14 protein-coding genes are annotated in these 23,106 nt (G+C 57.4%); 9 read left to right on the plus strand and 5 right to left on the minus strand.

Annotated features, from left to right (window positions below):
- Positions 1 to 52: 52 nt before the first annotated feature.
- Positions 53 to 1,144, minus strand: coding sequence for a porin OmpK36 (gene ompK36 / locus ABLU50_RS22470; RefSeq protein ID WP_062914183.1), 1,092 nt, complete (start codon positions 1,142 to 1,144; stop codon positions 53 to 55).
- Positions 1,145 to 1,916: 772 nt separating this feature from the next.
- On the opposite strand from ompK36, the gene rcsD reads away from it, so the two are divergent.
- The gene (rcsD, locus tag ABLU50_RS22475; RefSeq protein WP_087832075.1) at positions 1,917 to 4,574 is read left to right on the plus strand and encodes a phosphotransferase RcsD; all 2,658 of its coding nucleotides are present in this window, start codon (positions 1,917 to 1,919) and stop codon (positions 4,572 to 4,574) included.
- 15 nt (positions 4,575 to 4,589) lie between these two features.
- Entirely contained in the window at positions 4,590 to 5,240 is a 651-nt protein-coding gene (gene rcsB / locus ABLU50_RS22480) for a response regulator transcription factor RcsB (protein ID WP_004201684.1), read from the plus strand.
- 45 nt (positions 5,241 to 5,285) lie between these two features.
- Here the strand turns inward: rcsB and rcsC are convergent, their stop codons facing one another.
- The gene (rcsC, locus tag ABLU50_RS22485; protein WP_017899297.1) at positions 5,286 to 8,126 is read right to left on the minus strand and encodes a two-component system sensor histidine kinase RcsC; all 2,841 of its coding nucleotides are present in this window, start codon (positions 8,124 to 8,126) and stop codon (positions 5,286 to 5,288) included.
- A gap of 131 nt (positions 8,127 to 8,257) precedes the next feature.
- Positions 8,258 to 10,891 (minus strand): DNA topoisomerase (ATP-hydrolyzing) subunit A, encoded by a 2,634-nt coding sequence (gyrA, locus tag ABLU50_RS22490; protein ID WP_004201688.1) that lies wholly within the window; start codon positions 10,889 to 10,891, stop codon positions 8,258 to 8,260.
- A gap of 146 nt (positions 10,892 to 11,037) precedes the next feature.
- Here gyrA and ubiG point away from each other — a divergent pair, with 146 nt between their 5' ends.
- From ubiG to yfaE, 4 genes are all read left to right on the plus strand, one after another.
- Entirely contained in the window at positions 11,038 to 11,766 is a 729-nt protein-coding gene (gene ubiG, locus ABLU50_RS22495) for a bifunctional 2-polyprenyl-6-hydroxyphenol methylase/3-demethylubiquinol 3-O-methyltransferase UbiG (RefSeq protein ID WP_087832074.1), read from the plus strand.
- Between the two features lie 344 nt (positions 11,767 to 12,110).
- On the plus strand, positions 12,111 to 14,396 hold the full coding sequence (gene nrdA, locus ABLU50_RS22500) for a class 1a ribonucleoside-diphosphate reductase subunit alpha (protein ID WP_043520274.1): 2,286 nt from the start codon (positions 12,111 to 12,113) through the stop codon (positions 14,394 to 14,396).
- A gap of 101 nt (positions 14,397 to 14,497) precedes the next feature.
- On the plus strand, positions 14,498 to 15,628 hold the full coding sequence (gene nrdB / locus ABLU50_RS22505; protein ID WP_004140835.1) for a class Ia ribonucleoside-diphosphate reductase subunit beta: 1,131 nt from the start codon (positions 14,498 to 14,500) through the stop codon (positions 15,626 to 15,628).
- Positions 15,628 to 15,882 carry a class I ribonucleotide reductase maintenance protein YfaE gene (gene yfaE / locus ABLU50_RS22510; protein ID WP_004201692.1) on the plus strand — a complete coding sequence of 85 codons (255 nt, stop codon included), beginning with the start codon at positions 15,628 to 15,630 and terminating at the stop codon, positions 15,880 to 15,882. Before nrdB ends, yfaE begins: the two co-directional genes overlap by 1 nt.
- 463 nt (positions 15,883 to 16,345) lie before the next feature.
- On the opposite strand, the gene glpQ is transcribed toward yfaE, so the two are convergent.
- Both glpQ and glpT read right to left on the minus strand, forming a co-directional pair.
- Positions 16,346 to 17,416 carry a glycerophosphodiester phosphodiesterase gene (gene glpQ / locus ABLU50_RS22515; protein ID WP_057216327.1) on the minus strand — a complete coding sequence of 357 codons (1,071 nt, stop codon included), beginning with the start codon at positions 17,414 to 17,416 and terminating at the stop codon, positions 16,346 to 16,348.
- A 9-nt stretch (positions 17,417 to 17,425) separates the two neighbouring features.
- The gene (gene glpT, locus ABLU50_RS22520; RefSeq protein WP_023318769.1) at positions 17,426 to 18,772 is read right to left on the minus strand and encodes a glycerol-3-phosphate transporter; all 1,347 of its coding nucleotides are present in this window, start codon (positions 18,770 to 18,772) and stop codon (positions 17,426 to 17,428) included.
- A 272-nt stretch (positions 18,773 to 19,044) separates the two neighbouring features.
- On the opposite strand from glpT, the gene glpA reads away from it, so the two are divergent.
- From glpA to glpC, 3 genes are read left to right on the plus strand one after another with little or no spacing between them, the layout of a single operon-like run.
- Complete coding sequence (gene glpA / locus ABLU50_RS22525) at positions 19,045 to 20,667, plus strand: anaerobic glycerol-3-phosphate dehydrogenase subunit A (protein ID WP_087832072.1); 1,623 nt, start codon at positions 19,045 to 19,047, stop codon at positions 20,665 to 20,667.
- The gene (glpB, locus tag ABLU50_RS22530; protein ID WP_087832071.1) at positions 20,657 to 21,916 is read left to right on the plus strand and encodes a glycerol-3-phosphate dehydrogenase subunit GlpB; all 1,260 of its coding nucleotides are present in this window, start codon (positions 20,657 to 20,659) and stop codon (positions 21,914 to 21,916) included. Before glpA ends, glpB begins: the two co-directional genes overlap by 11 nt.
- Positions 21,913 to 23,091 carry an anaerobic glycerol-3-phosphate dehydrogenase subunit GlpC gene (gene glpC / locus ABLU50_RS22535; protein ID WP_043520268.1) on the plus strand — a complete coding sequence of 393 codons (1,179 nt, stop codon included), beginning with the start codon at positions 21,913 to 21,915 and terminating at the stop codon, positions 23,089 to 23,091. Before glpB ends, glpC begins: the two co-directional genes overlap by 4 nt.
- Positions 23,092 to 23,106: the final 15 nt, after the last annotated feature.

The raw sequence follows: 23,106 nt of genomic DNA on the forward strand, positions 1-23,106 counted from the left end.
CCAGACATAAAAAAAGGCGCCGGAGGCGCCTTTTTGTTATGCAGCTTGCGACTTAGAACTGGTAAACCAGGCCCAGTGCAACCACGTCGTCGGTAGAGATACCGGCGTTGCGGGTGAAGCTGTTGTCGTCCAGCAGGTTGATTTTGTAGTCAACATAGGTGGACATGTTTTTGTTGAAGTAGTAGGTCGCGCCCACGTCAACATATTTCAGGATGTCCTGGTCGCCGTAGCCTTCCAGATCCTTACCTTTAGACTGCAGGTAAGCCACGGACGGACGCAGACCGAAGTCGAACTGGTACTGAGCAACCACTTCGAAGTTCTGCGCTTTGTTAGCAAAACCTTGGTTGCCAGCGCGGGTCGCGTTGTAGGTCTGGGTGTACTGAGTGGCCAGGTAGATGTTGTTCGCGTCGTATTTCAGACCGCCGGTGTAGGTTTCAGCGTTGTCGCCGTTACCCAGAACCAGGTTGTTCTGATCGTCGGTACGTTTAGAGTGAGAGTACGCGAAACCAGCGCTGATGCCATCAAAGATGTCATAAGTTACAGAGGTACCGAAGCCGTCGCCGTTCTGTTTCTGAGCGCCACGACCGTTGTTGGTCGCGCCTTCGCCGCTGACGCTGCCGTTTTTACCCTGGTACTGCAGAGCAAAGTTCAGGCCGTCAACCAGACCGAAGAAGTCAGAGTTACGGTAGGTTGCAACGCCGTTAGCACGGGACTGCAGGAAGTTGTCAGAACCGTAGGTGTCGCCGCCGAATTCCGGCAGAACGTCGGTCCAGGACGTTACGTCGTATACTACGCCGTAGTTACGACCGTAGTCGAAAGAGCCCGCGTCGCCAAATTTCAGACCGGCGAATGCCAGACGAGTCCATGCCTGATCGCTGGAGCTTTCAGTGTTGTTCGCCTGAACGTTGTATTCCCACTGGCCGTAACCGGTCAGCTGGTCGTTGATCTGAGTTTCGCCTTTTACGCCTACACGCATGTAGGTCTGGTCGCCGTCGACGCTCTTGTCGTCAGAGAAGTAGTGCAGACCGTCAATTTTACCGTACAGGTCTAATTTGTTGCCGTCTTTGTTATAAATTTCAGCCGCATTTGCTGCGCCTGCTACCAGCAGAGCCGGTACCAGGAGGGACAGTACTTTAACTTTCATGTTATTAACCCTCTGTTTGTTATATGCCTTTTATTATGCCACTGCTTACTGATTACCCTTCTAATCAGTCGGCTATTTCATTGTGCTGCAAAATGCAGAATAATCCAACAAGAATATGATACTAAAACTTCTAAGATGTTTCAAAGTTCCCACAAGATGTTTCAATTTGTAAATATGGCGGAACTTTTTTTTACCCCAAAATGGCCAGGGAAATACGCACTAATAATCAAAAAAATTATTTAGCCATTTAAAATCAACATGATATACAAAACCAAGCTTATAGCACTGAATGGTAAAACAAAATGATCATCGGTGACTAAAATAACAGTCGCTATCATCATTAACTTTATTTATTACCGTCATTCAGTTCTGAATGTCTGTTTACCCCTATTTCAACCGGATGCCTCGCATCCGGTTTTTTTTACCCTTCTTTACACAACTTTAATTTATCTGTGCTACAGCCAATGATTCCCTAACGACTATTAATCAATCAATTAGGCCGTCTTTTACGCTTATTCTGCCAATGTCTTGTTATTTCGTGCGATTCCTGGCTTTTGTTTCTGTCAATATCGTCACTGGTTAGTCTTGCGGACGCGGTTTCATTTACGCTTCGTTTCTAAGATAATTCCTGGGCGGTATCGCGCCGCTGGCACCAATCTGTAGTATGGATTTACGCCATTAGCCTTTATACTGCCTGCAGCATCTGCTTTGTTGCCAGTTACTCTGGTGCTACATCCTGTTTACAAACAATGATGAGTCGTTCAGCCACAAGATGACCCCGAAAAAATTCTCTCTGATCCCCGGCAACATCAGCCGCTTCTTCATTTTGATGGTTATTGTCCTGCTGGCGACGATGGGGGTGATGATTCAAAGCGCCGTCAATGCCTGGCTGAAAGAGAAGAGCTATCAGGTAGTTGATGTCTCCCATGCCCTGCACCAACGCATTGATACCTGGCGCTATGCCACCTGGCAGATCTACGACAATATCGCCGCCACCTCCGCCAACACCGCCAGCGGCGGTCTGCAGGAGACGCGTTTAAAGCAGGACGTGTACTATCTGGAGAAGCCCCGGCGTAAAACCGAAGCCCTGATCTTTGGCTCCCACGACAGTTCGACCCTCGAGATGACGCAGAAAATGTCCGATTATCTGGATATTTTGTGGGGCGCGGAGACCATTCCGTGGTCGATGTACTATCTCAATGGGCTGGACAATAGCCTGATCCTTATCTCCACCCTGCCGTTGAAGGACCTCTCCTCAAGCTTTAAAGAGTCAACGATCAGCAGCGTGGTGGAATCCCGGCGCGCGGAAATGCTGCTGCAGGCCAATACCCTTGATGAGCGCGAGACCTTCTCGCCGCTGCGCCATCTTGCCTGGCAGAACGCGCACTACTTTACGTTACGTACTACCTTCAATCAGCCAGGACACCTGGCAACGGTGGTCGCCTTCGACCTGCCGATTAACGATCTGATCCCGCCGGGCATGGCGCTGGATAGCTTTCGTATCGAGCCTGATCCCACGCAAAATGTGGCCGCCAGCCCCGAGAAAGAGGCTAGCGATCATATCGGGATCACCTTCAACGGCATGCAGATTGACATCGCCACCGACATCAGCACCACCGGTATGCAGTTAGTGTGGACGGTACCGATGAGCACCATGCTGCTGGAATCCCTGCAAAACATTCTTCTGCCGCTGCTGCTTAACATTGGCCTGCTGGCGCTGGCGCTGTTCGGTTTCACGACCTTTCGGCATTATAAAGGTCGCAGCAGCGCCTCGGGCGCCGGGCTCCCCTCCGCCGCCAATAGCGAACTGCGTTTACTGCGTGCCCTTAATGAAGAAATTGTTTCTTTGCTGCCGCTGGGGCTGCTGGTCCACGATCAGGAAGCCAACCGAACGGTGATCAGCAACCCGATTGCCGACCATCTGCTTCCGCACCTGAATCTGCAGAACATCACTAACATGGCGGACCAGCATCAGGGGGTGATCCAGGCCACCGTCAACAACGAACAGTATGAGATCCGCCAGTATCGCAGCCAGGTCGCGCCGCGCACGCAGATCCTGATTATCCGAGACCAGGACCGCGAAGTGCTGGTCAATAAAAAGCTCAAACAGGCCCAGCGCTTGTATGAGAAAAACCAGCAGGGCCGGACGACCTTTATGCGGCATATCGGCAGCGCCCTGAAGCAGCCAGCCCTTAACCTGGCGGCTGAGGCAGCGGCGCTCGACGGCGCGGAGAGCCGGACGCTGGCGCAGCATGCCGATGAGCTGGTCAAACTGATCGATGATATTCAGCTCGCCAACCTGCTGGAAAGTGATGCCTGGAAAACCAGCCAGTCGCTGTTCTCGGTGCAGGAGCTGATCGACGACGTCGTACCGGAGGTGCTGCCGGCGATGAAGCGCAAGGGGCTGCAGTTGCTTATCAATAACGCGCTGCCTGCCGGCGAGCAACGCTATGGCGACCGTGAAGCCCTGCGGCGCACGCTGATACTGCTGATCCAGTATTCCATCACCACCACGCCTATCGGCAAGATCACCCTCGACGTCTGCCAGGAAGAGTCGGCCAGCGATCGCCTGACCTTCCGCATACTGGATACTGGCAACGGGGTCTCGGCAAACGAGATCGACAATATGCACTTCCCGTATCTCAATGAGACTCAGAGCGATCTGTACGGCAAAGCGAACGCCCTTACCTTCTGGTTATGTGACCGCATGACGCGCAAGCTGGGCGGGCAGTTGACCATCAAAGCGCGGGAGTCGCTGGGGACTCGCTATAGCCTGCATCTGAAAATGCCGGCCAGCGAAGAGGCGCCAGAGGCGGGAGAACATCTGCTGGATGACGTTATCGTCCTGCTGGATGTGACCTCCAGCGAAGTACGGCGGATTGTCACCCGCCAGCTGGAGAGCTGGGGGGCGTCCTGCATCACGCCGGACGATCGAGCGACAAGTCAAGCGTTCGATCTGTATTTAACGGATAATCCGTCTAATCTTACTGCTTCGGGCTTGCTTTTAAGCGATGATGAGGTTGGGATACGCAAAATCGGCCCGGGCCAACTGCGGGTCAACTTTAATATTAGCACGGCGATGCAGGAGGCTATCCTGCAGCTTATTGAGCAGCAGCTGGCGGAGGAGGCGGTTCAACCCGCCACCTCAGGAAACGAGAGTAACGCCGAACTCCATGCCAGCGGCTATTACGCACTGTTTGCCGATACGGTACCGGATGATGTTCAGAGATTGTATACTGAAAACGAAGCGGGTGATTTTGCTGCTCTGGCGCAAACCGCCCACCGCCTCAAAGGGGCATTTGCTATGCTTAATCTGATACCCGGCAAGCAGTTATGTGAAACGCTTGAGCATCTGATTCGCGAAAAGGATGCGCAAGGCATAGAAAAATATATCAGCGACATTGACGCTTACGTCAAGAGCTTGCTGTAGAAGGTAGCCTTATACATGAACACTATGAACGTAATTATTGCCGATGACCATCCGATCGTACTGTTCGGTATTCGTAAGTCACTTGAGCAAATTGAGTGGGTGAACGTCGTTGGCGAGTTTGAAGACTCCACGGCCCTTATCAACAATCTTCCGAAGCTGGACGCCCATGTGCTGATCACCGATCTGTCCATGCCCGGTGATAAATACGGCGACGGGATCACGCTGATCAAATACATCAAGCGCCACTTCCCGGATCTGTCGATCATTGTTCTGACCATGAACAATAACCCGGCGATCCTCAGCGCGGTGCTGGATCTGGATATCGAAGGGATCGTCCTCAAGCAGGGGGCGCCGACCGATCTGCCTAAAGCGCTGGCCGCGCTGCAGAAAGGGAAGAAATTCACCCCGGAAAGCGTCTCTCGTCTGCTGGAAAAAATCAGCGCCAGCGGCTATGGCGATAAACGCCTGTCGCCGAAAGAGAGCGAAGTGCTGCGTCTGTTCGCCGAAGGCTTCCTGGTGACCGAGATCGCCAAAAAGCTGAACCGCAGCATCAAAACCATCAGTAGCCAGAAAAAGTCGGCGATGATGAAGCTGGGCGTCGAAAACGACATCGCCCTGCTGAACTACCTCTCCTCCGTCTCGCTGAGCTCGACGGACAAAGAGTAATCCCAACGCGCTCTCCGTCTCGCCCCGGCGAGACGGAGCTCCCGATTATTCCCGCCCTTTACGTACCCGCGCCGCATATACCGTCAGCGTTTGCTTCAGCACGTCAAGCGTCACCGGCTTGGACAGACAGCTGTCCATCCCCGATTCCAGACAGCGCTGCTTCTCTTCCGCCAGGGCATTGGCCGTTACGCCAATCACTGGCAGCGTCAGGCCAAGCTGACGAATGCGCTGCGTCAGGCGATAACCATCCATATTAGGCATGTTGACGTCGCTGAGCACAATATCGATGTGCTGCTTGCTGAGAACGTTGAGCGCGTCGACCCCGTCGTTGGCGGTCACGCACTGGTAGCCGAGCGATCCCAGCTGATCCGCCAGCAGGCGGCGGTTGATCGGATGATCGTCGACCACGAGAATCATCATGTCGTCGTTATTGCCGACCTGCGCCTCCGGCGCCATCAGCGCCCGGCTATTCTCCGCACTGGCCAGCGCGACGTGGAAAATACGTCCCAACAGCGGCAGCAGTTCATGCGGCGTCGTCACGCTATGCAGCCACTCGCCGGCGGCCCGCTCCTGCGGAATACCGATATGACGACGGCAGAAGATGACCATCGCCCTTCCCTGCCAGCCGCTCAGCGCTTCATCGTCAGTGAGTAAGACATCCTCGGCGTCCGGGGTTTCTCCGGCATGGCGGCGTACCGTCAGGCCGTGATAGCTGAGCAGCGAGGTGACGAACATCGCCAACGAGGTGTTGTGGATGGCCAGCCAGCAGGTCTTGCCAGCGAAACCGTCCGCCGTCACCTGCGGCGTGTTCTGCACGCCATACAGCGGGATGCGGATGGTAAAGCGGCTGCCCATTCCCGGCTCCGTTTCCACGGCGATATCGCCATCCATCATGCTGATCAGTTTTTCGCAGATCGCCAGGCCAAGGCCGGTGCCCTGGAAGTTGCGCTGCACGCCGGTCCCCACCTGGAAGAAAGGGTCGAAGAGGCGCAATACCTCTTTCGCCGGGATCCCCTCCCCGGTGTCGCGGACGCTAATCTGCAGATAATCTCCTGCGCACTGAACGTGCAGGATAATGCAGCCGGTGTCGGTGAACTTGATCGCATTGCTCAGCAGGTTTGAGATCACCTGCTGCAGACGCATCGGGTCGCCGGACATCTGTTCCGGAACGTCCGGTTCGATAAAGCAGTACAGACCCAGCTGCTTGCGCACCACCAGCGGCAGATAGTTGGCGGAGATATGGTTCATGACCTCGCGCGGGGAAAATTCCCGCGGCTCGATCTTCAACTGCTCGGACTCGATTTTGGAGAAATCGAGAATATCGCTGATGATTTTCAGCAGCAGGCTCGAGGAGTTGTTCATCGCCGTCACCAGGCGATCGACGCCTTTCGGCAAGGCTTTAGTCTGCAGCAGATCGAGGTTACCGATGATGCCATACAGCGGGGTACGCAGCTCATGGCTGACGGTGGCAAGGAACATCGATTTCGACTGGCTGGCCTGCTCCGCCGCCTGGGCCATCTCCTGCAGCGACTCCTCCATCTTCACGCGGGCGGAAACGTCCACCAGCACGCAAATCGCCACGTTTTCATTGCGATAGCGCGAGTGGACAAAGCTAATCTGCAGGTTGGTATGGTTGCTGGTCAGCACATCGACAAAGTTGACCTGCTGGCCGCAGATAATCTGCGTCAGCCGCTGGCGGTCCTCGTGGGTCAGCATGTTCAGATAGTTGTGCGCCAGCTCGTTACTGAGAATGTTGGTCCCGTCGAGGGTGCGCAGAATACAGATCCCCACCGGGGCGGAGGCCACGATTTTGCGGTTGAACTGCTCATGTTCTTCCAGCCGTTGAGCGTCATTTTCCGCCGGGATAAAAATGCGCCGCTCATACATCCGCGCCAGCGCAAACAGCATCGCACCGCTGAGGATATTGAGAACGATGGCGTTGATGATCAGCATGCGGATCCGCTCCAGCACCTGGTCTACCGAGACGGAATAGACGATGCTCAGGGAGGACGGCGCGAGGCTTTTCTTCAGCACCAGCTCGCGGAAACCCGTGCTGTAGCCAAACCACATTCGCTCCTGCATCCACTTCGCTTCGCTCTGGACTTTGCCTTCCGCGCCGGCCAGCGAGATCAGCGGCTGGCCGTTATCGTCGAAGATCGTCACGCTCATCGGCAGGCTGCCCGGCGTAAAGAAGCTTTCCATGCGGATGGTCTGCTCCACGCCGAGCATCGCCTGCAGGCGATTGGCCATATAGATCGGCGTCAGGGCGTAAAAGTAGCCCACCCCGGGGCGCACGCCCTGGCTTATCCAGAAGAGATTGTTGCCGCGCTCGTTTTGCGGCGCATTGCGGTATTGCTCAATGCGTTGATGCAGGACTTTCAGCGCCTGATCGCGCTCAATCGGCACGTCCCGCAGGCCAAAGTTGGCCATACAGAGATTATCGCTGCCGATGAGAAAGATGCGGTTAAGGTCGTAGGCGGCGGTAAAATTATCCCGCCAGTAGCGCATAAACCACGCCAGCGACTGGAGCGAATTACGCCAGGCACTACTCATTGCGCTGCAGTCGGAGTCAGGATACAGGGGTTCAAAGCTGGGGATCGCAATATCGCCGCTTTGCCCTTGCGCTACCGCATCCCCTGCCGACAGCCGGTTACCGGCGACATACTTGAGCTCTTTAATCACGTCCGCCGTACGCTGGATGTAGCGCTGGGCCTGATCGGCATTGAGATTGAGCTCCTGATGGATCTCGGCTTCCCGCTCGTGTAGCGCGTTGACGATATAAAACACAGAGACAAACGCAATCAGCAGCCACAGCAATACCGCCAGCGCTCTGAACAGATAACGTGAAACCTTCAGGGTTGTGTGGAAAGAGGCAAGATATTTCAATGTGGCGATGCTCGGCCGTCAGGGACTCAACAGAATGGGGTTAAAGTAGCGGTAAACCGGCTTTGCCGCAATGTTAATGCAAAAAGGGCCGGGAGAATACCCGGCCCTTTCAGAACATTTACCTGGGACGATTACTCTTCGTCTTCGGCGATGTCGTCATCGGTATCCGCTTCCGGGGCGATATCATCATCGCCTTCCGCCGCGCTACCGTCGATGGCGTCCAGCTCTTCATCGTCTACCGGCTCAGCGACGCGCTGCAGGCCCACCACGTTTTCATCTTCTGCGGTGCGGATGAGGATCACGCCCTGGGTATTACGGCCCACAATGCTCACTTCGGAAACGCGGGTACGCACCAGCGTCCCGGCGTCGGTGATCATCATGATCTGATCGCAATCATCCACCTGTACGGCGCCGACCACGGAACCGTTACGCTCGGTGACTTTGATCGAGATAACGCCCTGGGTGGCACGCGACTTGGTCGGATACTCAGCCGCGGCGGTACGTTTACCGTAACCGTTTTGCGTCACCGTCAGGATCGCGCCTTCGCCGCGCGGAATAATCAGCGAGACGACACTGTCGTTTTCCGCCAGCTTAATGCCGCGTACGCCGGTGGCGGTACGGCCCATGGCGCGAACGGCATCTTCTTTGAAGCGCACGACCTTGCCGGCCGCGGAGAACAGCATCACTTCGTCCTGACCAGAGGTCAGATCGACGCCGATCAGCTCATCGCCTTCGTTCAGGTTCACCGCGATGATGCCAGCGGAACGCGGACGGCTGAACTCGGTCAGCGCGGTTTTCTTCACGGTACCGCTGGCGGTGGCCATAAAGACGTTAACGCCCTCTTCGTACTCGCGGACCGGCAGGATAGCGGTGATACGCTCATCGGCTTCCAGCGGCAGCAGGTTGACGATCGGACGACCGCGCGCGCCGCGGCTGGCTTCCGGCAGCTGATAGACCTTCATCCAGTACAGACGACCGCGGCTTGAGAAGCAGAGGATAGTGTCATGGGTGTTGGCCACCAGCAGGCGGTCAATAAAGTCTTCTTCTTTAATGCGCGCTGCCGATTTGCCTTTACCGCCACGACGCTGTGCTTCGTAGTCGGTCAACGGCTGATACTTCACATAGCCCTGATGCGACAGGGTGACCACCACGTCTTCCTGGTTGATCAGATCTTCGATGTTGATATCAGCGCTGTTGGCGGTGATTTCGGTACGACGTTCGTCGCCGAACTGGTCGCGGATCAGCTCCAGCTCTTCGCGAATCACTTCCATCAGACGGTCGGCGCTGCCGAGGATGTGCAGCAGTTCCGCGATCTGTTCCAGCAGCTCTTTATATTCGTCGAGCAGTTTTTCATGCTCAAGGCCGGTCAGTTTCTGCAGACGCAGATCCAGAATCGCCTGAGCCTGCTGCTCGGTCAGGTAGTATTTACCCTCGCGCACGCCGAACTCTGGCTCCAGCCATTCCGGACGCGCGGCGTCATCACCGGCACGTTCCAGCATCGCCGCGACATTACCGAGATCCCACGCCTGGGCAACCAGCGCCGCTTTCGCTTCAGCCGGGGTCGGCGCGCGACGGATCAGTTCGATAATCGGGTCGATGTTGGCCAGCGCCACGGCCAGCGCTTCGAGGATATGCGCCCGGTCGCGCGCTTTGCGCAGTTCAAAAATCGTACGACGGGTCACCACTTCGCGGCGGTGGCGCACGAAGGCGGCGATGATGTCTTTCAGGTTCATGATCTTCGGCTGGCCATGGTGCAGCGCAACCATGTTGATACCGAAGGAGACCTGCAGCTGGGTCTGGGAATAGAGGTTGTTGAGCACCACTTCCCCTACCGCGTCGCGCTTCACTTCAATCACGATGCGCATCCCGTCTTTATCAGACTCATCACGCAGCGCGCTGATGCCTTCCACGCGTTTTTCTTTTACCAGCTCGGCGATTTTCTCAATCAGGCGCGCTTTGTTCACCTGATAAGGAATTTCATGCACGATGATGGTTTCGCGGCCGGATTTGGCGTCCACTTCCACTTCCGCGCGCGCGCGGATGTAGACTTTACCGCGACCGGTGCGGTAGGCCTCTTCAATGCCGCGACGGCCGTTGATAATGGCGGCGGTCGGGAAATCAGGGCCAGGAATATGCGCCATCAGCCCTTCAATGCTGATGTCTTCGTCGTCGACATAGGCCAGACAGCCGTTGATCACTTCCGTCAGGTTATGCGGCGGTATGTTGGTGGCCATCCCGACGGCGATCCCGGAGGCGCCGTTTACCAGCAGGTTAGGAATTTTGGTCGGCATGACGTCCGGAATACGCTCCGTACCGTCATAGTTGTCAACGAAATCGACCGTCTCTTTTTCAAGATCGGCCATCAGCTCATGAGCGATTTTCGCCAGACGAATTTCGGTATAACGCATCGCCGCGGCGGAGTCGCCGTCGATGGAACCAAAGTTACCCTGGCCGTCCACCAGCATGTAACGCAGCGAGAACGGCTGCGCCATACGGACGATGGTGTCGTATACCGCGGAGTCGCCGTGCGGGTGGTATTTACCGATTACGTCACCAACGACACGGGCTGATTTTTTATAGGCTTTGTTCCAGTCATTGCCCAATACGTTCATGGCGTAAAGTACGCGACGGTGTACCGGCTTCAGGCCATCTCGGACATCCGGCAGCGCACGGCCAACAATGACCGACATCGCATAATCCAGATAAGAGTTCTTAAGCTCTTCCTCAATGTTGACCGGTGTAATTTCTCTCGCAAGGTCGCTCATCTAACCGCTATCCCTCTACTGTATCCCGGATTCAAAGGTCGCAAATTATAACACAGCCGCGCTAAGAGAGGTAAAGCAATACGGTTTATTCATGGCGCGCTGCTGATATACTCCCAGGTCTGAACAGAAAAGGAGTAAAAGCGCCCATGAATGCCGAAAAAACGTCGGTAGCCCCTAACGTCGATCATGCTGAAATCGCCAAATTCGAAGCCGTCGCCTCGCGCTGGTGGGATCTGGAGGGCGAGTTCAAACCGCTCCACCGCATTAATCCCCTGCGGCTGGGCTATATCGCCGAACGCTCAGGCGGCCTGTTCGGTAAAAAAGTCCTCGATGTCGGCTGCGGCGGCGGCATCCTCGCCGAGAGTATGGCGCGCGAAGGCGCGACGGTCACCGGACTGGACATGGGCGCAGAGCCGCTGCAGGTGGCGAAACTGCACGCCCTGGAGAGCGGTATTCAGGTGGAATATGTTCAGGAAACGGTTGAGGAACATGCCGCGAAGCACGCGCAGCAATACGATGTCGTCACCTGCATGGAGATGCTGGAGCACGTCCCTGACCCACAGTCGGTAGTCCACGCCTGCGCGCGGCTGGTGAAGCCTGGCGGTCAGGTCTTCTTCTCCACCATCAACCGCAACGGTAAAGCGTGGCTGATGGCGGTGGTCGGCGCGGAATATGTCATGAAGATGGTGCCCAAAGGCACCCATGATGTGAAAAAGTTTATCAAGCCGGCCGAACTGCTGGGCTGGGTAGATCAGACTACTCTGAAAGAGCAGCATATCATCGGTCTGCATTACAATCCGTTGACCAACACCTTCAAGTTGGCGCCGGGGGTTGATGTTAACTATATGTTGCATACCAGCGCCAGAAAAGCGTGACGTCAGCAGCTGCGCTTATGATGATTGCGCGGCATCAAGCCGCGTGATTATTTCTTCCGATGAAGAAATCAGCACTCGATCAAATTTTCATTTTTTTTTCTGTTTTATTGACTTCTTCTCCAGGCCTTATGCGACGTGGACTTGCGGATTATTACCCTTCCGCAACCTCAATTTAACGTCAAAATCAACCCTTGTACTCAAAAGATTCCTTACTAAAATACTCACCATATAGCGTTCCTTTTATCGACAACCCCCTACATATAGTATTTATCCACAGAGTTAGTCACAACGGCCTTCTGTGGATAAACGGGGGATATTTTCTTTCACGGACAGGTAAAATCCACATGAATCAGAGTCTGCTGGTGACAAAGCGCGACGGGACCACCGAGCGCATCAATCTCGACAAAATCCATCGAGTACTGGATTGGGCGGCAGAAGGACTGAATAACGTTTCGATTTCCCAGGTAGAGCTGCGCTCGCATATCCAGTTCTATGACGGCATTAAAACCGCGGACATCCACGAAACCATTATTAAAGCCGCTGCGGACCTGATCTCCCGCGAGGCGCCGGATTACCAGTACCTCGCCGCGCGTCTGGCGATCTTCCACTTGCGTAAAAAAGCCTTCGGCCAGTTTGAGCCGCCGGCGCTTTACGATCACGTGGTGAAGATGGTCGAGAAGGGTAAATACGATCATCATCTGCTGGAAGACTACACGGAAGAAGAGTTCCAGCAGATGGACGGTTTCCTCGACCACTGGCGCGACATGAACTTCTCCTATGCTGCCGTGAAGCAGCTGGAAGGCAAGTATCTGGTACAGAACCGCGTCACCGGCGAAATTTATGAGAGCGCGCAGTTCCTTTATATTCTGGTGGCTGCCTGCCTGTTCTCTAACTACCCGCGCGAAACGCGTCTGGACTACATCAAGCGTTTCTACGACGCGGTGTCGACCTTTAAAATCTCGCTGCCGACGCCGATCATGTCCGGCGTGCGTACCCCGACCCGTCAGTTCAGCTCCTGCGTGCTGATCGAGTGCGGCGACAGCCTGGATTCCATCAACGCCACCTCCAGCGCGATTGTGAAATACGTTTCCCAGCGCGCCGGCATCGGCATCAACGCCGGCCGCATTCGCGCGCTGGGCAGCCCGATCCGCGGCGGCGAAGCCTTCCACACCGGCTGCATTCCGTTCTACAAACATTTCCAGACTGCGGTGAAGTCCTGCTCGCAGGGCGGCGTTCGCGGCGGCGCGGCGACCCTCTTCTACCCAATGTGGCATCTGGAAGTGGAAAGCCTGTTGGTGCTGAAAAACAACCGCGGTACCGACGCCAACCGCGTTCGTCACATGGACTACGGGGTGCAGATCAATAAGCTGATGTACACCCGTCTGCTGAAGGGCGGCGACATTACCCTGTTCAGCCCTTCCGACGTCCCGGGCCTGTATGACGCCTTCTTCGCCGATCAGGACGAGTTTGAGCGCCTGTACACCCAGTACGAGCAGGACGACAGCATTCGCAAGCAGCGCATTAAAGCGGTTGAGCTGTTCTCGCTGATGATGCAGGAGCGCGCCTCCACCGGCCGCATCTACATCCAGAACGTCGACCACTGCAACACCCACAGCCCGTTCGATCCGGTGGTCGCCCCGGTGCGCCAGTCTAACCTGTGCCTGGAGATCGCTCTGCCGACTAAACCGCTGGAAGACGTCAACGACGAAAACGGCGAAATCGCGCTGTGCACCCTGTCGGCCTTCAACCTCGGGGCTATCGACAGCCTCGACGAGCTGGAAGAGCTGGCGGTGCTGGCGGTGCGTGCCCTGGACGCGCTGCTGGACTATCAGGATTACCCCATCCCGGCCGCCAAACGCGGCGCAATGGGCCGCCGTACGCTGGGCATCGGCGTGATCAACTTCGCTTACTATCTGGCGAAGCATGGCAAACGCTACTCCGACGGCAGCGCCAACAACCTGACCCACAAAACGTTCGAAGCGATTCAGTACTATCTGCTGAAGGCCTCCAACGAGCTGGCTATCGAACAGGGCGCCTGCCCGTGGTTCAACGAAACCACCTATGCGCAGGGTATCCTGCCGATCGATACCTACAAAAAAGACCTGGACAGCATCGTCAGCGAATCCCTGCACTACGACTGGGAAGCGCTTCGCGAGTCCATCAAAACCCACGGCCTGCGCAACTCTACGCTCTCCGCGCTGATGCCGTCCGAGACCTCGTCGCAGATCTCCAACGCCACCAATGGCATCGAGCCGCCGCGCGGTCACGTGAGTATCAAAGCCTCGAAGGATGGGATCCTGCGCCAGGTGGTGCCGGACTACGAAAACCTGCAGAACGCCTACGAGCTGCTGTGGGAAATGCCGAACAACGACGGCTACCTGCAGCTGGTGGGTATCATGCAGAAGTTTATCGACCAGTCGATCTCTGCGAATACCAACTACGATCCGACGCGCTTCCCTTCCGGAAAAGTGCCGATGCAGCAGTTGCTGAAAGACCTGCTCAACGCCTATAAATTCGGCGTCAAAACGCTGTACTATCACAACACCCGTGATGGCGCTGAAGACGCTCAGGATGACCTGGCCCCGTCCATTCAGGACGACGGCTGCGAAAGCGGCGCTTGTAAGATCTAAGGTATTTTTGCCGGGTGGCGCTACGCTTACCCGGCCTACGATTTTGTAGGCCCGGCCAACCCATTCCCGCCGGGCAATACAGTTCAACAGGACTCACTTCAATGGCATACACCACTTTTTCACAGACGAAAAACGATCAGTTGCTTGAGCCAATGTTTTTTGGCCAGCCGGTTAACGTGGCCCGCTACGATCAGCAAAAATACGACATCTTTGAAAAGCTGATTGAAAAGCAGCTCTCCTTCTTCTGGCGCCCGGAAGAGGTTGACGTTTCCCGCGATCGCATCGACTACCAGGCGCTGCCGGAACACGAAAAACACATTTTCATCAGCAACCTGAAGTACCAGACGCTGCTCGACTCCATCCAGGGCCGCAGCCCGAACGTCGCTCTGCTGCCGCTGATCTCCATCCCGGAGCTGGAGACCTGGGTGGAAACCTGGGCCTTCTCTGAGACCATTCACTCGCGCTCGTACACCCATATCATCCGCAACATCGTCAACGATCCGGCGACCGTGTTCGACGATATCGTCACCAACGAGCAGATCCAGAAACGTGCGGAAGGGATCTCTCACTATTATGATTCGCTGATCGAGATGACCAGCTACTGGCATCTGCTGGGCGAAGGCACCCATACCGTCAACGGCAAGACCGTGACCGTCAATCTGCGCGAGCTGAAAAAGAAACTCTATCTATGCCTGATGAGCGTCAACGCCCTGGAAGCGATCCGCTTCTACGTCAGCTTCGCCTGCTCCTTCGCCTTTGCCGAGCGCAAACTGATGGAAGGCAACGCCAAAATTATCCGCCTGATCGCCCGCGATGAAGCGCTGCACCTGACCGGCACTCAACATATGCTGAACCTGCTGCGCTCCGGCAGCGACGATCCGGAAATGGCGGAAATCGCCGAAGAGTGCAAACAGGAGTGCTATGATCTGTTCGTGCTGGCGGCCCAGCAGGAGAAAGAGTGGGCGGACTACCTGTTCCGCGACGGCTCGATGATTGGCCTGAACAAAGATATTCTCTGCCAGTACGTCGAGTACATCACCAATATCCGCATGCAGGCGGTGGGCCTTGATCTGCCGTTCCAGACCCGCTCCAACCCGATCCCGTGGATCAACACCTGGCTGGTCTCCGACAACGTTCAGGTGGCGCCGCAGGAAGTAGAGGTCAGCTCTTACCTGGTCGGCCAGATCGACTCTGAAGTCGATGCCGACGATCTGAGCAACTTCCAGCTGTAATGAAGCGGATCTTCTTGAAAATCTCTGACACTCGCCTTGAGTGTCAGGATGAACACCCTTCCCTGTTGGCTGCTCTTGAATCGCATAATATCGACGTCGAGTATCAATGCCGCGCAGGCTATTGCGGCTCCTGCCGCACCCGTCTGGTCTCCGGCCAGGTTGACTGGCTGACCGAGCCGCTGGCCTTTATCCAGCCGGGCGAGATTTTGCCCTGCTGCTGCCGGGCGAAAGGCGATATTGAGATCGAGATGTAGTCTTGTCAGGTGGCGCTACGCTTACCTGACCTACTGTTCCAGGACCGGCCGTTTACGCACTGCCGCCCTGGGCTGCTGAAACTGCCGGTGTTGACGGCCTCAAAATCGCTGAGACGTTCCCGGAAGGCCGTGGCAGCCCGCATGGATGCGGGCTGAGGGCCGTGTTTTGCATGGACGCTGCCTCGGCCCGATCCGAAGCCTGCAGGGATAAGTCGAAGGGACCGCGCAGCGGCGATTTTGCTGGCCGGAGCCCGGGGGTACAGGGGGAGGCGGCGACTGGCCTCCCCCTGTGCGCTCCCTGCGCTATGAAAGGCATAACGCAGAAGAAATATCGGGAGCACAATCTTCCAGGAAATATCATAGAACAAACGTTATTCCCGGGTCGAAATCGTTGCACGCCGAGAACCGTATCAACAAAACCGCAGTTCGTACGCCGGGTAAGGCGCAACCGCCACCCGGCTTTTTAGCGTTTCGCGTCCAGGAACTGCACCGCTTTATCCGGGAAATCGGTAAACAAGCCGTCGACGCCCGCCTGGTTATACAGCAGGTCATAGAGCTGATTAACGTTAGTCGCGTACTCCGGCAACTGATCCGCGCGCACGGTGTACGGATGCACCTGCAGATGGCTGGCGTGCGCCTCTTTCACCATCGCCGTCAGCTTCACCGCCCCCGGCTTTGAGCCTTCCGCCACCAGCATATGGTAATCCGGACCAATGCCGTCGGCGTACTGCGCAATCTGCGCCATGGCCCCCGACTTGAACATCCAGTCATAGCTGTAGTTCACCCATTGGCCATCGGCCTGTTTCTGCTGGGTTTCATTCCAGTCGGTATAGGCGATGAGCTGCACCAGATTAAGATCCATGCCCATCTTCGGCTCCAGCTCATTTTTAATGCGCTTCAGCTCGTTGGCGTCAAAGCACTGCAGATAGACCTTATCCTGCTTGCTGGTGTAGCCATACTCTTTCAGCACTTTCAGGGTGCTGGCGGCAATATCTTTGCCTTCCTGATGGTGGAACCACGGCGCTTTGATTTCCGGGTAAATACCGATGTTTTTGCCGGTGGAATGGTTCAGCCCCTGGACAAACTCAATCTCCTCTTCAAAGGTATGAATGCGGAAATCGGATTTGCCCATCGGGAAACGCCCGGGGTAGGTTTGCACGTTCTTGCCATCTTTCGGCTCAAAGCCTTCGGTAAACTTCAGCGACTTAATCTCGGCCAGGGTAAAGTCGATGGCGTAGAAACGGCCATCTTGACGCGCCCGCTGCGGGAAGCGCTGAGCGACGTCGGTCACCCGGTCGAGATAATGGTCGTGCAACACCACCAGCCGGTCGTCTTTGGTCATCACCAGGTCTTGCTCAAGGTAATCCGCCCCCTGCGCGTAGGCCATCGCTTTCGCCGGCAGGGTATGTTCGGGCAGATAACCGCTGGCGCCCCGGTGGGCGATGACAAGTTTATCCGCCGCTGTCGCGCTGAAGCACAGCGCCGAACTGGCCAACATCATGCCGCTCATTAGCGCGGTGAGTTTCATGTTCATCGTCGCTCCTTAGGCTTGTTTCAGCTGTTGATGATGGCGGCGTTCACCGAGCATCACGATAACCAGCAGGACGACCGCCAGCACGCTGCCGCCGATCATCACCATAAAGCCGCCGTCCCAGCCGAAGAAATCGACGGTGTAGCCGACGATGGCGCTCGCGGCCACGGAGCCGCCGAGATAACCGAACAGACCGGTGAAGCCTGCCGCGGTGCCGGCAGCTTTCTTCGGCGCCAGCTCCAGCGCATGCAGACCAATCAGCATCACCGGGCCGTAGATCAGGAAGCCGATAATAATCATACAGGCCATATCCACGCCCGGGTTACCCGCCGGGTTCAGCCAGTACACGATGGTAGCGATGGTCACCAGGGTCATAAAGAACACGCCGGTGGCGCCGCGGTTGCCTTTAAACACCTTATCCGACATCCAGCCGCACAGCAGGGTGCCCGGGATCCCCGCGTACTCGTACAGGAAGTAGGCCCAGGAGGATTTATCCAGCGCGAAGTGCTTCACCTCTTTCAGGTAGGTCGGCGACCAGTCGAGAATGCCGTAGCGCAGCAGATAAACGAAGACGTTGGCGACCGCGATGTACCACAGCAGCTTGTTCGGCAGAATGTACTGCATAAAGATCTGCTTCGCCGTCAGCTCTTCTTCGTGCTTTTCGCTATAGTCATCCGGATAGTCATTTTTATACTCTTCGATTGGCGGCAGGCCGCAGGATTGCGGAGTATCGCGCATCATCGCAAAGGCGAAAATCGCCAGCAGGATAGCGGCGAACGCCGGCATATAGAGCGCCGCGTGCCAGTCGTTAAACCAGGCCATACCCAACAGGAACAACAGCGGCGGGATCCCGCCGCCGACGTTATGCGCACAGTTCCACACTGAAACAATTCCGCCACGCTCTTTCTGCGACCACCAGTGGACCATGGTACGGCCGCACGGCGGCCAGCCCATCCCCTGGAACCAGCCGCAGAGGAACAGCAGCACGAACATGATCATGATGCTCGAGGTGGCCCACGGTACGAAGCCCATCACCAGCATCACCAGCGCGGCGAGGATCAGCCCCGCCGGCAGGAAAATGCGCGGATTCGAACGGTCAGAGACCGATCCCATGATGAATTTCGAAAATCCGTAGGCAATGGAGATGCCAGAAAGGGCGAAACCGAGGTCGCCGCGGGAAAAACCTTGCTCGATAAGATAGGGCATCGCCAGAGCAAAGTTCTTACGAACCAGATAGTAAGCGGCATAACCAAAGAAGATGCCGATAAAAATCTGCCAGCGTAACCGACGATAGAGCGGGTCGATCTCCGCGGCTGGCAAACGCGCTTTATGCGCGGCGGGTTTAAAAATACTTAACATATCAGCCTCCGTGGCCCTTGCTGTTTTTTACTAACGTCACGACAACAATCCCAGATTAATCACTAACTTCGAATCTGGCCGCGATGGTAGGCAATACGTAGAGCTGATACTGTGAAACATCGCACAATTTGTTACAGAAATATGACAAAAGGTTCCAATGTGAGCACGAAATCACATAACACGCTCAAATAACGCGCGAATATGCTCGAAATCAAACAATAACCTTATAGACTGTGGCTAAATGGTGTTAAACGAAAGCAAAGGAGCTGAAGATGACGGGACGTCTGGATAGCGAGGTCATAATCATCGGCGGCGGAGCAACCGGCGCCGGTATCGCCCGCGATTGCGCCCGGCGCGGATTACGCACACTGCTCATTGAGCGTCATGATATCGCCACCGGGGCCACCGGCCGTAATCATGGGCTGCTGCACAGCGGCGCCCGCTATGCGGTGACTGACAACGAATCCGCCCGCGAATGCATCAGTGAGAACCGCATCCTGCGCCGCATCGCCCGTCACTGTATCGAACCGGCCGGCGGTCTGTTCATAACCCTGCCTGAAGACGATCTGGCATATCAGCAGACCTTTATCGCCGCCTGCCAGCAGGCTGGCATAGAGGCCACGCCGCTCTCTGCGCAGGAGGCGCTGCGCCGCGAGCCCGCCGTCAACCCGGCGCTGCTGGGGGCGGTGCAGGTTCCGGACGGCACCATTGACCCGTTTCGCCTCACCGCGGCCAATATGCTCGACGCCCGCGAACACGGCGCGCAGATTCTCACCGGCTGCGAAGTCACTGGCCTGCTGCGCCAGGGCGATCGCGTCTGCGGCGTCCAGGTATACGACAGTCAGCTTCACCAGGCCCGCACGCTGTACGCCGGGGTAGTGGTTAATGCCGCCGGGATCTGGGGGCAGCGCATTGCGGAATATGCCGACCTGCGCATCACCATGTTCCCGGCGAAGGGATCGCTGTTGATTCTCGACCACCGGATTAACAACCTGGTGATCAACCGCTGCCGTAAGCCGGCCGATGCCGATATTCTGGTGCCCGGGGATACCATCTCGCTGATTGGCACCACCTCGATGCATATTCCTTATGACGAAATTGACGACAACCGGGTCACGACCGCGGAAGTCGATACCCTGCTGCGCGAAGGCGAAAAGCTGGCGCCGGTCATGGGCCGCACCCGGATCCTCCGCGCCTACTCCGGCGTCCGCCCGCTGGTGGCCAGCGACAACGATCCCTGCGGACGCAGCGTCAGCCGCGGCATCGTCCTGCTCGACCATGCTCAGCGTGACGGCATGGAAGGCTTCATTACCATCACCGGCGGCAAGCTGATGACCTATCGCCTGATGGCCGAGTGGGCCACCGACGCCGTCTGTCGTAAGCTGGGCAACACCACCCCCTGTACCACGGCCGAGAGCCCGCTGCCCGGCTCAAAGGAGCCGACGGAAAGCACCCTGCGAAAAATTATCTCCCTGCCTGGCCCGCTGCGCGGCTCTGCCGTCTACCGCCATGGCGATCGCACTCCGGCCTGGCTTGGCGACAGCCGCCAGCACCGTAGCCTGGTCTGCGAATGCGAAGCCGTCACCGCTGGTGAAGTGAAATACGCGGTGGAAAATCTGGCGGTCAACACCCTGCTCGACCTGCGCCGCCGTACCCGGATTGGCATGGGGACCTGCCAGGGGGAACTCTGCGCCTGCCGCGCCGCCGGGCTGCTGCAGCGCTTTAACGTCACCACCCCCGCGCAGTCGTTGGCCCAGCTGTCGGCGTTTCTCAATGAACGCTGGAAGGGCGTGCAGCCCATCGCCTGGGGCGACGCGCTGCGCGAAAGCGAATTCACCCGCTGGGTCTACCTCGGCCTGTGCGGACTGCCACAGGAGCATCAGGATGAAATTTGACTGCGCGATTATCGGCGGCGGACTGGCCGGTCTGCTGTGCGGCCTGACGCTGAATCAGTCCGGCCTGCGCAGCGTTATCATCAGCCGCGGGCAAAGCGCGCTGCATTTTTCTTCCGCGTCGTTAGATCTGCTCTCGGCGCTGCCGAACGGCGATAACGTCACTGACCTCGCGCAAGGTCTGCAGCAGCTCGCTGAACTGCTTCCTGAGCACCCTTATTCCCGGCTCGGGGCCGGGGCGGTGCTCGAATACGCTAAACAGACTGAAGCCCTGCTAACCGCCTGCGGGGCGGTGATGCAGGGCAACGCGCACCGCCCGCACCGGCGAGTAACGCCGCTGGGGACGCTGCGCGCGGCGTGGCTATCGCCGCAGGAGGTGCCTGTCGCGCCACTCCCCCGACAAGGGGTCTGCCTGGTGGGGATCAGCGGCTTTGCCGATTTTCAGCCGCATCTCGCCGCCGCCGCGCTCGGGCAAACCGGCGTTACCGCCGTGGCGGCGGAAATCGAGTTACCGCTGCTGGATGTGTTGCGTGACAACCCCACCGAGTTTCGCGCCGCCAATATCGCCCGCCTCCTCGACGATGAACACCACTGGCCTGCCCTGCACGCGGCGCTGCTGCCCCTGGCGCAGCAGCATGAACTGCTGATCATGCCCGCCTGCTTTGGTCTCGCCGACGATCGCCTGTACCACTGGCTGCAGGCGCGCCTGCCCTGCCCGCTGCGTCTGCTGCCGACGCTGCCGCCTTCGGTTCCCGGGATGCGCCTGCACAGTCTGCTGCAGCGGCAGTTTATTCGCGGCGGCGGCACCTGGCTTGCCGGCGATGAAGTGGTGAACATCAGCCATCAACAGGGTGCCGTCGAGGCCGTCTGGACGCGAAATCACGGCGATATTGCGCTGCGTCCGCGTTTTACCGTGCTGGCCAGCGGCAGCTTTTTCAGTAACGGTCTTGTCGCCACGCGGGAGAGCGTGCGCGAACCCATTCTTGGTCTCGATCTGCAACAGACCCTGCCGCGCGACGATTGGTACCAGCGGGACTTCTTTGCCTCCCAGCCGTGGCAGCGCTTCGGGGTGAAAACCGATGCCCTGCTGCGCCCCCTGCTGGGCGGGCAGCCGTTCAGCAATCTGTTCGCCATCGGTTCGCTGCTCGGCGGGTTCGATGCCATTCAGCTCGGCTGCGGCGGCGGGGTCTGTGCCGTCACCGCGCTGCACGCCGCCAGACAGATCCACGCCCTTGCCGGAGGCCGGCCATGAACGATACCCATTTTGAAAGCTGCATTAAGTGCACGGTCTGTACCACCACCTGTCCGGTAAGCCGGGTCAATCCGCGTTATCCCGGGCCGAAACAGGCGGGGCCGGATGGCGAACGCCTCCGCCTGAAGGATGGCGCGCTGTACGATGAGGCGCTCAAGTACTGCATCAACTGCAAGCGCTGTGAGGTGGCCTGCCCGTCGGATGTGAAAATTGGCGATATCATTCAACGCGCCCGGGCACAGTACGGCCAGCAAAAGCCGACCCTGCGCGACGCCATCCTCAGCCATACCGACCTGATGGGCACCCTTTCCACCCCCTTTGCCCCACTGGTTAATGCCACCACCGGCTTAAAACCGGTACGCCGCCTGCTCGACGCAGCGCTCCATATCGATCATCGCCGCACGCTGCCGAAATATGGCTTCGGTACCTTCCGCCGCGCTTACCGCCAGCTCGCGGCCCACCAGACGCAGTACCCTGAGCAGGTGGCCTTCTTTCATGGTTGCTACGTCAACTATAACCACCCGCAGCTGGGCAAGGACCTGATTCGCGTCGTCAATGCGCTGGGCACCGGCGTGCAGTTGTTATCAAGGGAAAAATGCTGCGGCGTGCCGCTGATCGCCAACGGCTTTTTTGACAAAGCGCGTAAGCAGGCGCTGAGCAACGTCGCCGCGATGCGGGAAAACGCGCTGCCGATCATTGCCACCTCTTCGACCTGCACCTTTACCCTGCGCGATGAATACCCTCACCTCCTGGATGTTGACAATAGCGATCTCCGCGACCGGGTGGAGCTGGCCACTCGCTGGATCTGGAAACAACTGGATAGTGGCAAAACGCTGCCGCTGCGCCGGCTGCCGCTGAAGGTGGTCTATCACACGCCGTGCCATATGGAGAAAATGGGCTGGTCGCTGTATACCCTCGAACTGCTACGGCTGATCCCCGGCCTGCAGCTGGAGGTGCTGGATTCCCAGTGCTGCGGCATCGCCGGCACCTACGGCTTTAAGACTGAGAATTACGCGGTATCCCAGGCTATCGGCGCCCCGCTGTTCCGTCAGATTGAGGAGAGCGGAGCCGACATCGTCGTCACCGACTGCGAGACCTGCAAATGGCAGATAGAAATGTCCACCAGCAAACGCTGCGAACATCCGCTGACGGTGCTGGCGCAGGCGCTCGCCTGAGTCCGGCGCCAGCCT

This window comes from Klebsiella sp. GG_Kp173 (assembly GCF_040062415.1).
Taxonomy (GTDB): Bacteria; Pseudomonadota; Gammaproteobacteria; order Enterobacterales; family Enterobacteriaceae; genus Klebsiella; species Klebsiella quasipneumoniae.

Excerpts from the sequence above, each read along its gene's own strand:
- gyrA (WP_004201688.1), bottom strand. The coding sequence starts at position 10,891 with ATGAGCGACCTTGCGAGAGAAATTACACCGGTCAACATTGAGGAAGAG.
- ubiG (WP_087832074.1), top strand. The coding sequence starts at position 11,038 with ATGAATGCCGAAAAAACGTCGGTAGCCCCTAACGTCGATCATGCTGAA.
- glpT (WP_023318769.1), bottom strand. The coding sequence starts at position 18,772 with ATGTTAAGTATTTTTAAACCCGCCGCGCATAAAGCGCGTTTGCCAGCC.
- nrdB (WP_004140835.1), top strand. The coding sequence starts at position 14,498 with ATGGCATACACCACTTTTTCACAGACGAAAAACGATCAGTTGCTTGAG.
- glpB (WP_087832071.1), top strand. The coding sequence starts at position 20,657 with ATGAAATTTGACTGCGCGATTATCGGCGGCGGACTGGCCGGTCTGCTG.
- yfaE (WP_004201692.1), top strand. The coding sequence starts at position 15,628 with ATGAAGCGGATCTTCTTGAAAATCTCTGACACTCGCCTTGAGTGTCAG.
- glpQ (WP_057216327.1), bottom strand. The coding sequence starts at position 17,416 with ATGAACATGAAACTCACCGCGCTAATGAGCGGCATGATGTTGGCCAGT.
- glpA (WP_087832072.1), top strand. The coding sequence starts at position 19,045 with ATGACGGGACGTCTGGATAGCGAGGTCATAATCATCGGCGGCGGAGCA.
- glpC (WP_043520268.1), top strand. The coding sequence starts at position 21,913 with ATGAACGATACCCATTTTGAAAGCTGCATTAAGTGCACGGTCTGTACC.
- ompK36 (WP_062914183.1), bottom strand. The coding sequence starts at position 1,144 with ATGAAAGTTAAAGTACTGTCCCTCCTGGTACCGGCTCTGCTGGTAGCA.
- nrdA (WP_043520274.1), top strand. The coding sequence starts at position 12,111 with ATGAATCAGAGTCTGCTGGTGACAAAGCGCGACGGGACCACCGAGCGC.
- rcsD (WP_087832075.1), top strand. The coding sequence starts at position 1,917 with ATGACCCCGAAAAAATTCTCTCTGATCCCCGGCAACATCAGCCGCTTC.
- rcsB (WP_004201684.1), top strand. The coding sequence starts at position 4,590 with ATGAACACTATGAACGTAATTATTGCCGATGACCATCCGATCGTACTG.